The organism is Shewanella pneumatophori, assembly GCF_023283895.1.
GTDB classification, from domain to species: domain Bacteria; phylum Pseudomonadota; class Gammaproteobacteria; order Enterobacterales; family Shewanellaceae; genus Shewanella; species Shewanella pneumatophori.
Genome location: NZ_JAKILB010000001.1, coordinates 426,838 through 439,247 on the forward strand (window position 1 = coordinate 426,838; position 12,410 = coordinate 439,247).

13 protein-coding genes are annotated in these 12,410 nt (G+C 40.9%); 7 read left to right on the forward strand and 6 right to left on the reverse strand.

The window, feature by feature from the left end; genetic code table 11:
- Positions 1-5: 5 nt before the first annotated feature.
- Positions 6-1,151 carry an HlyD family secretion protein gene (locus tag L2740_RS01860; protein ID WP_248948278.1) on the reverse strand — a complete coding sequence of 382 codons (1,146 nt, stop codon included), beginning with the start codon at positions 1,149-1,151 and terminating at the stop codon, positions 6-8.
- 338 nt (positions 1,152-1,489) lie between these two features.
- On the opposite strand from L2740_RS01860, the gene L2740_RS01865 reads away from it, so the two are divergent.
- The 3 genes from L2740_RS01865 to L2740_RS01875 all read left to right on the forward strand — a co-directional run bounded on the left by L2740_RS01865 (position 1,490) and on the right by L2740_RS01875 (position 3,550).
- Entirely contained in the window at positions 1,490-2,422 is a 933-nt protein-coding gene (locus L2740_RS01865; RefSeq protein WP_248948280.1) for a PP2C family protein-serine/threonine phosphatase, read from the forward strand.
- A gap of 68 nt (positions 2,423-2,490) precedes the next feature.
- Complete coding sequence (locus tag L2740_RS01870; protein ID WP_248948282.1) at positions 2,491-2,643, forward strand: hypothetical protein; 153 nt, start codon at positions 2,491-2,493, stop codon at positions 2,641-2,643.
- Positions 2,644-2,959: 316 nt separating this feature from the next.
- The gene (locus L2740_RS01875; RefSeq protein ID WP_248948283.1) at positions 2,960-3,550 is read left to right on the forward strand and encodes a hypothetical protein; all 591 of its coding nucleotides are present in this window, start codon (positions 2,960-2,962) and stop codon (positions 3,548-3,550) included.
- A gap of 2,106 nt (positions 3,551-5,656) precedes the next feature.
- On the opposite strand, the gene L2740_RS01880 is transcribed toward L2740_RS01875, so the two are convergent.
- The 5 genes from L2740_RS01880 to L2740_RS01900 all read right to left on the reverse strand — a co-directional run bounded on the left by L2740_RS01880 (position 5,657) and on the right by L2740_RS01900 (position 8,881).
- Positions 5,657-5,968, reverse strand: a complete 312-nt coding sequence (locus L2740_RS01880) for a hypothetical protein (protein WP_248948285.1) — start codon at positions 5,966-5,968, stop codon at positions 5,657-5,659.
- Positions 5,969-6,002: 34 nt separating this feature from the next.
- Positions 6,003-6,272 carry a putative quinol monooxygenase gene (locus L2740_RS01885; RefSeq protein WP_248948286.1) on the reverse strand — a complete coding sequence of 90 codons (270 nt, stop codon included), beginning with the start codon at positions 6,270-6,272 and terminating at the stop codon, positions 6,003-6,005.
- 238 nt (positions 6,273-6,510) lie between these two features.
- Positions 6,511-7,803, reverse strand: coding sequence for a tyrosine-type recombinase/integrase (locus L2740_RS01890; RefSeq protein ID WP_248948287.1), 1,293 nt, complete (start codon positions 7,801-7,803; stop codon positions 6,511-6,513).
- Between the two features lie 195 nt (positions 7,804-7,998).
- The gene (locus tag L2740_RS01895; protein ID WP_248948289.1) at positions 7,999-8,271 is read right to left on the reverse strand and encodes a hypothetical protein; all 273 of its coding nucleotides are present in this window, start codon (positions 8,269-8,271) and stop codon (positions 7,999-8,001) included.
- 145 nt (positions 8,272-8,416) lie between these two features.
- Positions 8,417-8,881: a hypothetical protein gene (locus L2740_RS01900; RefSeq protein WP_248948291.1), complete on the reverse strand. Its 465-nt coding sequence runs from the start codon at positions 8,879-8,881 to the stop codon at positions 8,417-8,419.
- A gap of 260 nt (positions 8,882-9,141) precedes the next feature.
- On the opposite strand from L2740_RS01900, the gene ccoN reads away from it, so the two are divergent.
- Genes ccoN through ccoP form a run of 4 tightly spaced genes read left to right on the forward strand, consistent with a single transcriptional unit; the run spans position 9,142 to position 12,348 of the window.
- On the forward strand, positions 9,142-10,578 hold the full coding sequence (ccoN, locus tag L2740_RS01905) for a cytochrome-c oxidase, cbb3-type subunit I (RefSeq protein WP_248472259.1): 1,437 nt from the start codon (positions 9,142-9,144) through the stop codon (positions 10,576-10,578).
- 12 nt (positions 10,579-10,590) lie between these two features.
- Entirely contained in the window at positions 10,591-11,205 is a 615-nt protein-coding gene (gene ccoO, locus L2740_RS01910; protein ID WP_248472258.1) for a cytochrome-c oxidase, cbb3-type subunit II, read from the forward strand.
- Between the two features lie 10 nt (positions 11,206-11,215).
- Entirely contained in the window at positions 11,216-11,392 is a 177-nt protein-coding gene (locus L2740_RS01915) for a cbb3-type cytochrome oxidase subunit 3 (RefSeq protein WP_248948292.1), read from the forward strand.
- Entirely contained in the window at positions 11,392-12,348 is a 957-nt protein-coding gene (gene ccoP, locus L2740_RS01920; protein ID WP_248948294.1) for a cytochrome-c oxidase, cbb3-type subunit III, read from the forward strand. Before L2740_RS01915 ends, ccoP begins: the two co-directional genes overlap by 1 nt.
- The last annotated feature ends 62 nt before the right edge of the window (positions 12,349-12,410 follow it).

A 12,410-nucleotide genomic window follows, 5' to 3' on the forward strand; every position in this document is an offset into this window, starting at 1 on the left:
CGCAGTTACTCTACACCGTCTGCAGATTTGTTCGTTTTACTGGTTTTAGTTATACCTTGGTTTTTTGTTTGGTTATTTATCCCTGACTTTGAATCTAATTGGCTCGGGTCACTTAATTTACTTTTAGCAGTATCAATGGGTGAGAGCGTATCAATGGTTACGTCGGCACTCGCGCCAACACGCAGCGGAAAGTCGGGGTGTTGATGTTCATTGGTTAAACGGATTAATACAGGAAAACGCTGGGGTACTTTTACCCAATTACCGGTAGCATTTTCTGGAGGTAATAAAGAAAAAGACGAGCCACTTGCCGGGGAAATCGCTTCGATGTGGCCACTATAATCAACCTTAGGGTAAAGATCTAAGGTAATGCTGGCAGGTAAATCCTTTTTAAGTCGCTCCAGTTGAGTTTCCTTAAAGTTTGCTTGGACCCAAAAAGTGTTGTCGACGACTAATGGCACTAATGCTTGTCCGGGCGATACAACACTGCCAGCATGAATCGCTAATTTACCAAGCTTACCGTTATGGGCAGCAAAAATGTTGGTATAAGATAACGACAAGCTTGCCTGACTTAAGGTTGCGGCGGCTTTTTTTACTTCAGGCGCGTCGTCTCCTTGTGCGCCTTGAGCTTTTATTAATTGCGACATTGTTGCACGCGCTGCGATGACATTTTCTTCCGCTGTAGCCTGTTTTGCCCGCGCATCATCTAGATCTTGTGCAGGCAGTAGTGCTTGCGCTACCAGTTGTTTAACACGCTGATAAGTCGCCTGAGCATCATTAAGTTGAGCCACTGCACTTCTTACATTTGCGCTTGCCGCTAATATCGCATCGCCAGAAGCAGCGTTATTTTGTAGCGCCATAGAATAGGCTGCGCGCGCTTCATCTAGTTTTGCTTGAAAAGGGGCTGGATCGATTTGTACCAGCAAGTCGCCTTTACTCACGGTTTGATAATCTGAGGCGTTCACACTGATAACTTTACCGTTAACTTGCGGGGCAATATAAATAATATTGGCGTGCACATAAGCGTCATCAGTACTAGGGTAATTTTTCTGATGCTGAATATAGAAGTAACTCAGGCATACCACTAGAACCAATAAAGTCAGTGCGACGATAAGATTTCGCATTGTATGAGATTGCTTTGGATTATCACTCATAAGGGTAAACCTAGGTTATGAATTAAATAGCCGAGCTAAACTAGCTCTGCTTATTACAAGCAGGTCACGTTTAACGCTGTCAACATATCGATAAACGTAAACTTCGCCTGCAATAAATACTAGACCATGATTGTGACTATAACGATATAAATGCCTAATAAATCGACTAAAGGAGCAGGGCGCCGATATCAGTTTTCAGAGTTAAACTTAACGAAATAGCTCAGTTTAGCGGTGAATAGACCTCAATCGCGCGTGTTTGAAGTTAGAAAGCACTTTTTAGTCTCGACTGATACCATAACTACCTTGGTTACGTTATATTGAAACCATCAACGACACACATGCAAAAAATCGAAGAAACCGTTATGCCACAACAAGCTTTAAAAGAACATATCCAGCTTTGGTTAAATAGACCCATTGAGAGTGGCGCAGTGCGTGAAATGCTCAATGGGTCGGTCGCCATGGCATCTGATATCGGCAATATCAGACCTGAAAATCAAGATCGCGTTGTGTGTGTGCAAGTTCAAGTTTCAGCATCGAAGTCATTTATTATAGGTGTATTGTGCGATGGCATGGGCGGAATGGCATCTGGCGCTAATTGCGCAAGTCTGAGTATTGCCACATTTTTAAGTAGTTGTATCAAAAACCAATTAATGCCTATTGGTCCGCGGTTAATTACCGCAGTCGAAGATGCCAATAATGACGTTTACACGCTTTATAATGGCAATGGCGGTGCGACTTTATCGGCGTTTATTTTTGATAGCGATGGCCAGTTTGAGGCAATCAATGTTGGCGATAGCCGTATTTATGCCAATTTAGCCCATGGAATTAAACAGTATTCAAAAGATGATACATTTGCAGGGCAAAATGCTGATGCTGCCGGCGTGCATTTAAGCAAAGGCTTATTGCAATTTGTGGGCGTTGGACCTGACATCAAGCCGCAACTGGTTACGTTTCCAAAGATCCGCCAAATCAAACGTCTTATTTTAACCTCTGATGGCGCGCATTACATTGAGGACAGTACCTTTAAGCAGATCCTTAATCAGCGAACATCAGCAGCAGAACTATGCAAAAGAATGATTGATGTCTCTAAATGGTGCGGCGGCTTTGATAATACGTCGATTCTAATCGCTAATGATGTATTAAAAATATTCGCTAATACTGATGAAACAGCCATCCCGATTGGCACAGTTAAACTAACCGATGCATTTGGTGAAATTCACTTTATTGGCGTAACAGCGTTAGACACCTTAGATCCAATTATTAGAGCTTAAAGCGTCAGTTCTTTAAACGTAAAGTTCACTTAAAAAAAGCTTTTATACTGATAGGGGAGTTAAAAAAAATGACTACAACATTACAGCAGTTAAAGGAAAAGGCGCTTAAAGACCCCGAATTTAAAGCCTTATATGAAGCTGAACAACTTGATATTAGTGATGTAGAAATTGTAGAGATCCTTACTGAAGAAGAATTATCTAATAACTTAGATAAAAAGTAGGGCACTTAACTCTATAAAAAGAGCCTTAATATGAGTAACTCAAGTTATTTGATTTGCCTACTCTTACATTTTAAGGCTTTAAATCAACCTATCTATAAACTACGCAAATCCCCAATCAACTAGTGTTAAAGAAGCATTAGCTATCTTAGCAAACCCAACTCCTTGTGTTGAAAGTGATTTAACGCACATAATCGCTATTTTTTGACTGTGCTGCAGTTAACTATGCAGGTATAGATAATAAACACAAAAACCCAGTATACAACTGTATAGCCAGCATGCTAAAGTTTATTTGTTCGTACTAAATAGAGGAAACAAGATGGGTATTAACGAGTTCTTTGAAAAAGTGCTTGGACAAAAACTTCCTAACCAATACTCCTGGGGATGCTTTGTGCCGGCAAGAAATGCTATGTGTTTAACGATTTGGCAGGAAGAGATTAGCCATGGACGCGTTGAAGTGCATTCTGAAACACCATATCGCACGAAAGCTGGCCATATAAACCATAATTGGACTGCACGTAAAAATGACCTTGAGCTGGTTCAGAGCGGAGTTGCAACGTTTGGTGTAATGATATCGTGTGGCAAAATGATCGATGAAGATAAATGGAATATTATGCAGCTAAATTCTCATCAGATTTTTAAACTCACAGATCTTCAATTCGACAATGGCTCGCAAAAATGGACTATGGCTGTCGATCTTTGCAAACCAGTAATGGTTGAAAAGGTTTGTTTTAATGCTGAGCCTGCGTTGGCAACAATTGCTAAATCAAAGCTAGCTTTTATCACTGTATCTAAAGCCATAAAGTTAGGTTGGCAACTTGTTGGGTTAAATGAAACAGTTGCAACCTTAATGCTTAACAGCAAACAGAAAATGACAGTGTCATTAATCGACGGAAGTTACACTCGATGATTAACCAAGGTGATTTGTGTCCACATTGTGGATTTATTATTGTCATGCCACCAGAGTTTGATCCCGAATGTCGTTGCTGTGGTAAAAATGTTTTGGAATAAAGATAACTGCATTTTTATACAGCAGTTCTAATTGCAGCTTTTATACAGAGTGGTTGAGGTTCTCATTTAAAGTGACAGTTATCAAAACATATACGAACAGGTATCTAACCACAAAGCCTATTTAACATAATATACATTGTGCGTATAAGTATGACACAGTATCTGAGTCATCGATAAGTGGAACTGCGGACTTGTTTTCTGAGCAATTAACGCTTTTATCGATTATTACCTAACTCACACTAGCTTGGTAAATATCCAGTCGCTACGCTTCATTGAGTTAATTGCTTATCAATCCTAACAAACACTTTAACCTTATGGCTAAGCGTTTTGTTGCTCAACATTATATATGGCAACAGTCATTCAAATTGAGAATCTCAGTCAGCGCAGTTTGGTTACGCACATCTATACAAAGCTTTTATTAACTCTATCGAAGTTTTATCTAAGTTTAAGCATGCAATTCTGAACTAAGCAAATATCCGTGGCGTATTCAGTTGCACATAGAATTTTTGATGATACGAATTAACGGCTGCAATAATTTGGTACCATCCTAAAATGATGCGACTTAATGGCGGGCTTTGTTTTTCTGGCAGACTTGACCTAGTAACTCAAGTTACAAGTCAACAGTGATTAGCTAACTATTGATTAGTTAACTTAAGTCAAAACAGCCACTAAAATCTGATATTTAAACTGTACGCTACGTGAAATCTGATGAGCTGAGCTAGGCAAACTTTAAAAGTAGCCACACAGCGCGCCGTATCATTTCTTAAAAATCTGCCTGGAATCTAATTTACTTCGATTATTAGTTTTTTTGTCGATAACTAAAGCTCGATAACTAGAATAGCTAGAGTTGTAATTTGTTGAATGCGTTATCAAGCCCTTAGGTCTTAGCTCGCTTTAATTGGCCATTCCAATTGGCTCAATTTGCAGGAACAGGCATAAAGCTAACTGAGCCAACTCAGCATCAAGGTAAGCTTGGCAATAGTTATCGACATAACTAGAGTCATGATTAGCGCCGTTGCTGTTTCTATTGTGAGTAAGGCCAGCTTTAATTCAGGAGCTTATATTTACTAAAAGAAAACGCCGAGAAGTTACGCGGTACTGTCGTCATTCAATCTAACTAAAATAGACTTAATACGGCCTTTACATGCAGTTATAACTCAAAAAACAGTGCTAAAAATAGTAATAAAAACAGTGTTTATCATGCATAAGCACATGAGCAAGCAACAGAACTACGATGCAATAATGTCAAAGCATAAGTGATAGAAAAAGCCCTTTTTAGTCAAATGCCGATAATGTCACTTATCGGCATTAACTGGTCTCTGAAAACCCATAACCAGACCAGAGACAAAATCAAAGCCAAAATCAAAGCCAAAATCAAAGCCAGTAGCAATCTATGCAACAACAAACTGAGTTATATAGGTAGCTACTTACTTAGATTTAGAGTTTAGAAAAAAGATTAAAACAGGATGGTTAATTTGGATAAAGGTTAAGGATTCAGATTCTGATGTGGAGTTATAAAGCATCCTAACTAATCCCATACAAACAGCCAGTTATGTACTCCAACAAGGTATAGACTTTGTTTATCCCAAGCATAAGGTATCGAACATCATGAACGTTAACTATCTGCTCCATGCCCTAGGTTTCGCGGCTATCTGACCACCCTGCTCAGCTTGTTTTCATTAGTTTTTATCGATAGTTTTACTCAACTCTTAACTCATCAACTCCCTATAAACCTTGTTGTTCCCTACTCTATTTTAATCGCCATTTATAAACTTTAATCGAGTACAGATGCTCGGGACATAACAGTATAAGATAAAGACTTACCATCTATTTTAAACATGTCTTTTATCTCACCACACTTCTCAAACCTGCTGCTTATATACATTTTTTGCGTCGCGATATTATTTGAAAGCGCCCAAAGAACAACAAACTCGATTACAGGTTGAGCAGCCACCCACTCTAGAATTTTATTGATTAATTGCTTGCCGAGCCCTTGCATTCGAACTCAACGATCTAATCCCATTCCCAGTAATACTATATGCGCTGTATGGTTTTCTGAGTACGCTCTAATATCGATGTGCCCTACTATCTTTTTGTTTTCATCGAATGCCAGCCAAAGACCTCGCCAGCCTTGTTGGTACATTGCTGTGTTAATGCCTTCAGAAAAACGTGATTTCATGGCTTCCTTGACAGATGATTCTGTTTTAGACATAGGTTGGAAAAGATGGGTATCGCCGACACCATTATCTGACAAGTGATCATTAAGGTATGTGAAAAAATGTTTTAAATCACTTTGAGTTGCTTGTCTTATTTGCATATCACCCCATTTTTAACAGTTTTCTAGCGCCCTTTTAAGACGCGGGTTTAGTCAGAATGTGTGAAGTGACTTTGCCCCATTGAGATGATTTCACTCTAGCTTGATGATTATCAAAAGCAGTTTGATCTACAAACTCCTCGTAAACATTAAACTTATTAGGATTTGATTCGTCAGGTACCACACTAAAAGTTAAACACCCAGCCTCTTTTAAGGTGAGGCTTTTGTGGGTAACCAATTCGCGACTGACTAGCTCAAGATCTAAATCAGGTACTATGATAAAACCTTGCAATATAATCTTTGCCAAACCGAACTCCAAAACGTATTAGACTGAGCAAAATGTAAATGCCTGTAGCATAAAAACACTATCACAATCCTCGTTATTCTAAACAAGAATAACGAGGATGTATCTGTAACCAAGCTAACTGTCATACCATATGTATAGAAGCACCGATTCTCAAAAGAGAGCTTTATTAATAAGTCAGGGTGTTAATTTGTATTTATTGCTATGTTCATTCAATGTTTGAATAAAAGCTATCAAACTCTCACTCAATCCCCTGCAATCTATCGAATGATTTATTCTGCGCACTTTCATGGCGCTCGATTTGCGAGGTGTGCAAATATTGCGAAGTGGTATCGATACTTTCATGGCCTGCATCGGCTTGCACATGCGAGAGCGGTCTGCCGTTAATATTGATGTCGTGAGTAATGCCTGTATGGCGAATATTATGAATACTTAGGCTGCGCATTTGCTCTGCATCACTCATAAAGCCGTCACGTTCGATACTGTTAGCCGCATTTTCAATGATTTTATCTACTTCTTCGCGAATTTGACGTATTCCCAAGTTCGCATTAATCATGCCTGCATCGCGCCCTCGCCCTGCGGCTTTTTGCCTTACGATTAGCGGGTGCCGCTCAGTGGCTGACGGGTAATCACTCAATTTTAAGTAACGACGGTAATCGACTAACGCTGCTAATAATGCTTTAGATATTGCAACACTTCGACTCTTACCACCTTTACTTTTAGGGATATGGAATCGCCAAATACCGGTTTGGCTGTTGTGCTTAAATTGGCTCATAACGGGAGAATATCCCGCCCTTGCCGATACTTCTGAAACCCGTAAGTAACATGAGTAAATGAGCTTAATGAGAAACAAGCTTCGCTGATGTAAATCGGGCTGCTCTTTGGCGAGCTTTTCAACGGTTGCCATAATGTAGGACCACTGCAGTTCGGTAAACGCCAGCTGATTGTCATCATCGCTATTTAAGCGAAACTTTCGATTTGATGAGAACCGACTTTTGTTTAGCCACATTTGTGCAGGGTTTCTCTCGCAGTAATCTTCACCCATTAGGTAACTGAAAAAGCTAGATAGGATCGCCACTTTGGTTTTAAGTGCGCTGTCACTGAGAACATAAGGATTGGTCTTGCCGTCAGTTTTACTACCACGAAAGGGTAGCCACGCAGGATTAGGCGAGCGTTCCCCTGATTGTTTGTCCTGCTTAAATTGGGCAACATTAAAGTAGCCGATCAGTTCTTGTGGCGGATGCTGACAATAATCGACATAAAGGCCTATCTCTTTACGGCCTATTCCACTTACATTTAGCCCTGCTACGTCAAAGCACCAATGTAGAAATGTGGTCAATTCACTACGATATGCTTTGTAGTTGTTCTCATTATGTTTTTGTTCAAACAACCAATCTGTAGCGAGCTCAAACACTAACCCAGCTTCGTCAAGCTTAGTTAAACTCAATTGAGTAATATGTTGGTTGACGAGCGGATTACCTAACTGAATAAAGTCGATGGAATCAAAAAGCGGGATAACAGGTGGTAGTTGCATAAAACGGCGTCATATTAAATTAGCTATAAGCTCATTTTATACTGATTGGCGATAATCAGGAATTTTTAAAACAATATCAATAATGTGCTTTTACTTTGCAGCAAAGTAAAAGCACTTTTGTACCCGTTAGATAAGTGACGCTTGTTTTATATGCTTGTGTGACGAATTAAGCGACTAGTAATCAAAGCCCTTAACTTATACGATTTTAGAAGTAAGAATATTCATTGATTCATCGCACTGTGGTTCCCTATTTAGGGATTCGCCACATAGCGACTTGCAGCTTTCCTGGCACTGCTTGTCACAATGAATTCGTTTTTCACAGCTCCAGAGACACAGTTGCCATACCGCTTGCTTGGTTTCTGAGTCTAAGCATTTAAAATCTGCTGCGCAGAGCAGACCTTGTTGGATCAACTGGGCGATTTTGTCTTCAGGAATACTAATATTTAACCGTCGAGTTGGAGTTGCCATAATGTTAGCTCCAAGGGCATTAAGAACAAGAGTTAAGGTTAATATACCTAAATGATAATGATTATCAACAACTCTTTTGCTGAATTGCAGGGGCCCTTTTAGTTTTTATAGCTAACTGCTTATTTATTGGCGCTTTGGTTGGGCTTTAACCTGGATTGTCGGCAAGAAAGTCAAAGGTGGTAAACACCTCTTCGCCACCACTTGTAAAACTAACAACTGCGCTCCAAACCATGTAGCCACTGCTGCATGAACCGTACACTAATTCACCTTGATAATTAGTTTTATCGGTTTGGGTTAAATTCACCGGGATAATGCCCATAAACATATCTCGACCTTGTAATTTTACTTTTAGATTTTCAACAGGCTTAGAAGTGTTAAGTGTTAGCGTCAATGGCTTTTCGCTTGGGGCTTGCCATGGGTTGAGGCTTAACTGAATATCAACATCAGCAACAGTTTTGGCGCAAACGTCAGTTTTAAAACTACAAAGACTCGTATCTATAGGCTTTTGCGCTGTAAACTGCGGGTTATTAGGCTCACAGCCTTGTAGAAACAACAGTGAAAAACCTGCTACTAAAAATCCTAATACTGCTGATTTGTGAGTAACTTGCACGATAATTAACCTTTATATCAATTGTTTTAACATTCTATGGATAACCTTGATCTAGATCAACTTATCAAGTCCCTTAAATCCTATCTTTTTTGATGTAGCTCAAGTATCATGGCGTTGCCTTGCGTTACTTCAATAAATGCAGGGTTACATATTGACAGAACACCCTTGTTTCCGATAGGAGGCCGAGGTTTATTTGTCATTTAATCGGGTAGAGTTTTTCTCTACAACAATAAGTATAAGTAATAAGCAGTGGAAGCAATATGATGAACCATTCCCAGCCTCAAGGCGCTGATTACAACTACACCGTCGTACGTCAATTCGCGTTAACCACAGTTTTGTGGGGAATTGTCGGTATGGCAGTAGGTGTACTAATCGCAGCTCAGTTAATCTGGCCGCAGCTAAACTTTGAAACTCCATGGTTAACGTATAGTCGTCTACGACCTCTACATACGAACGCCGTGATTTTCGCGTTTGGTACTTCAGCCCTTTTCGCCACATCCTATTATATCGTTCAACGCACCTGTCAAACTCGACTATTTGCACCTAAGTTAGCTGCATTTACGTTCTGGGGTTGGCAAGCCATCATTCTATCGGCAGCTATCAGCTTACCGCTTGGTATTACCAGTGGTAAAGAATACGCTGAACTAGAGTGGCCAATTGATATCGCAATTACCATTGTATGGGTCTCCTATGCTGTGGTGTTCTTCGGTACTATCGTCAAACGAACTACTTCCCACATCTACGTGGCAAACTGGTTCTTCGGTGCCTTTATTATTACCGTTGCTGTACTTCACATAGTTAACTCTATGGCTGTGCCGCTAACCATGACCAAGTCTTACTCACTCTATAGTGGTGCTGTAGATGCTATGGTTCAGTGGTGGTATGGTCACAACGCGGTAGGCTTCCTGCTTACAGCAGGCTTCCTTGGTATGATGTACTACTTTGTACCTAAGCAAGCTGGTCGCCCTGTTTATTCGTACCGTCTTTCTATTGTTCACTTCTGGGCACTAATCGCATTGTATATTTGGGCGGGTCCTCACCACCTTCATTACACTGCACTGCCAGACTGGACTCAGTCACTTGGTATGGTGATGTCACTAATCCTATTCGCTCCATCTTGGGGTGGTATGATTAACGGTATTATGACCCTATCTGGTGCATGGCATAAGCTTCGTACAGACCCAATCTTGCGCTTCTTAGTTGTTTCATTGTCTTTCTACGGTATGTCTACCTTCGAAGGCCCAATGATGGCAATCAAAACAGTTAACGCACTATCTCACTACACTGACTGGACTGTTGGACACGTTCACTCAGGTGCATTGGGCTGGGTTGCTATGGTGTCAATTGGTTCGCTATATCACTTGATCCCTGTTCTATTTGGCCATGGCCGTATGTACAGCACTAACCTGATTAACGTTCATTTCTGGTTGGCAACAATCGGTACTGTTCTTTATATCGTTTCAATGTGGATCTCTGGTGTAATGCAGGGTCTGATGTGGCGCGCAGTTAACTCTGACGGTACATTGACTTATAGCTTCGTAGAAAGCTTAGAAGCCTCTTACCCATTCTACTTTGTTCGTTTCTTAGGTGGTGTATTCTTCCTTACAGGTATGTTCTTAATGGCATACAACGTGATCCGTACTGTTAAGGCCCCTAAAGATTCTTTGCCAGCAATTGCTGAAGCAAAAGCAGCTTAAGGAGTAGATTCGATGAAATTTAATCACGAGATAGTTGAGAAAAACATCGGTCTATTAGGGATCTTTACTGTTATCGCAATCAGCTTTGGTAGCTTGGTTGAGATCACTCCCCTTTTATTCCAAGAAGACACAACTGAGCCGCTAGAAGGTCAAATCCCTTATACGGCGCTACAGATTGAAGGTCGCGATATTTACGTTCGTGAAGGTTGTTATAACTGTCACAGCCAAATGATCCGTCCTTTACGTGCTGAAACTGAACGTTACGGCCACTACTCTGTAGCGGGTGAATCAGTTTGGGATCACCCATTCCAGTGGGGTTCTAAGCGTACAGGTCCAGATTTGGCTCGTGTTGGCGGTCGTTATAGCGATAAATGGCATGAGGTTCACTTAATTGATCCACGCGCTGTTGTACCGCAATCAAACATGCCTGCATATCCTTGGTTAGCTGATAACAAACTGACTGGTGATCTAACCGGTGAGAAGATGGATATCTTGCGTAAGCTTCACCCAACTCACGACTTGTACACGGATGAAGAGATTGCTGGCGCTAAAGACGCAGTGAAAGATAAGACTGAGCTTGAAGCTTTGATTGCTTATCTACAATCACTTGGCCACGCGCTAAAATAAGGAGGCAAATATGGATTACGGCACATTACGTGGAGTGATAACCATAGTAGTAATGGTGACCTTCGTCGGTATATTTGCTTGGGCATATAGCTCGAGCCGAAAAAAGCAATTTGACGATGCAGCTAACTTGGTTTTCTCTGATGAGGAAATGAATACTGTATCGAACGGCTCAGGAGACAAAAAGTGATGAGTGACTTCTGGAGTTTATGGATTATCGTTCTTACGGTAATTGTAATCATTGGCTGTGTTGTTCTACTGCGTGCTTGTTCTAAGAACGACACTGGCGTAGAAGAAGGCGAGTCAATGGGTCACACCTTTGACGGTATTGAAGAACTCAACAACCCACTACCTAAGTGGTGGAGTTACATGTTCTACATTACCATCGTGTTCAGTGTGATTTATTTAGCACTTTACCCAGGTCTTGGTAGCTTTAAAGGCTTTTTAGGTTGGACAAGCTCAAACCAAAGCGTGCGTACGATTGAAGAATCGAAGCAAGCGGTTATTGATGCTCAAGCTGAAGGCCGCTGGGTTCAGTATGACCAAGAAGTAAAACATGCTGATGAAAAGTATGGTCCTATCTTCAAGGCATATGCTGACACCCCGCTTGAAGAGTTAGTTAAGAATGAGGAAGCGCTGAAAGTTGGCGGTCGTTTATTCTTACAAAACTGTGCAATGTGTCATGGTAGTGATGCTCGTGGTAGCAAAGGCTTCCCTAACCTAACCGACGATGCTTGGTTATATGGTGGTGAGCTAGAAACTATTAAGACATCTATCATGAACGGTCGTCACGGTATGATGCCGCCAAAAGGTGGTTTACCGATTGAAGACAGTGAGCTTGAAGGTCTAGCTGAGTATGTTGTTAAGCTATCTGGTCGTGAACACGATGCAGCGCTTGCAGCACAAGGCCAAGGTTCATTCATGAAAGGCTGTTTCGCTTGTCATGGTATGGACGGCACCGGTAACAAGTTTATGGGTGCACCTAACTTAACTGATAATGCTTGGGTTTACGGCGGTAGTCGTGGCGCAATTATCCAGTCTGTTAAGAATGGCCGTACTGGTGTAATGCCAGCTTGGAAAGATGTATTAGGTGAAGAAAAAGTTCACGTAATTACAGCTTACGTTTACAGCTTGTCTAACAAGTAATCACACCAGGTTAACACCGAGTGTAATATCAAGGCCTCGTCACAAACGAGGCCTTTTTTTTA

What these genes read in the sequence shown, in the direction of transcription:
- L2740_RS01880 (WP_248948285.1), bottom strand. Translation starts at nt 5,968, where the DNA reads ATGCAAATAAGACAAGCAACTCAAAGTGATTTAAAACATTTTTTCACA.
- L2740_RS01875 (WP_248948283.1), top strand. Translation starts at nt 2,960, where the DNA reads ATGGGTATTAACGAGTTCTTTGAAAAAGTGCTTGGACAAAAACTTCCT.
- ccoP (WP_248948294.1), top strand. Translation starts at nt 11,392, where the DNA reads ATGAGTGACTTCTGGAGTTTATGGATTATCGTTCTTACGGTAATTGTA.
- L2740_RS01890 (WP_248948287.1), bottom strand. Translation starts at nt 7,803, where the DNA reads ATGCAACTACCACCTGTTATCCCGCTTTTTGATTCCATCGACTTTATT.
- L2740_RS01860 (WP_248948278.1), bottom strand. Translation starts at nt 1,151, where the DNA reads ATGAGTGATAATCCAAAGCAATCTCATACAATGCGAAATCTTATCGTC.
- L2740_RS01915 (WP_248948292.1), top strand. Translation starts at nt 11,216, where the DNA reads ATGGATTACGGCACATTACGTGGAGTGATAACCATAGTAGTAATGGTG.
- ccoO (WP_248472258.1), top strand. Translation starts at nt 10,591, where the DNA reads ATGAAATTTAATCACGAGATAGTTGAGAAAAACATCGGTCTATTAGGG.
- L2740_RS01895 (WP_248948289.1), bottom strand. Translation starts at nt 8,271, where the DNA reads ATGGCAACTCCAACTCGACGGTTAAATATTAGTATTCCTGAAGACAAA.
- ccoN (WP_248472259.1), top strand. Translation starts at nt 9,142, where the DNA reads ATGATGAACCATTCCCAGCCTCAAGGCGCTGATTACAACTACACCGTC.
- L2740_RS01865 (WP_248948280.1), top strand. Translation starts at nt 1,490, where the DNA reads ATGCAAAAAATCGAAGAAACCGTTATGCCACAACAAGCTTTAAAAGAA.
- L2740_RS01870 (WP_248948282.1), top strand. Translation starts at nt 2,491, where the DNA reads ATGACTACAACATTACAGCAGTTAAAGGAAAAGGCGCTTAAAGACCCC.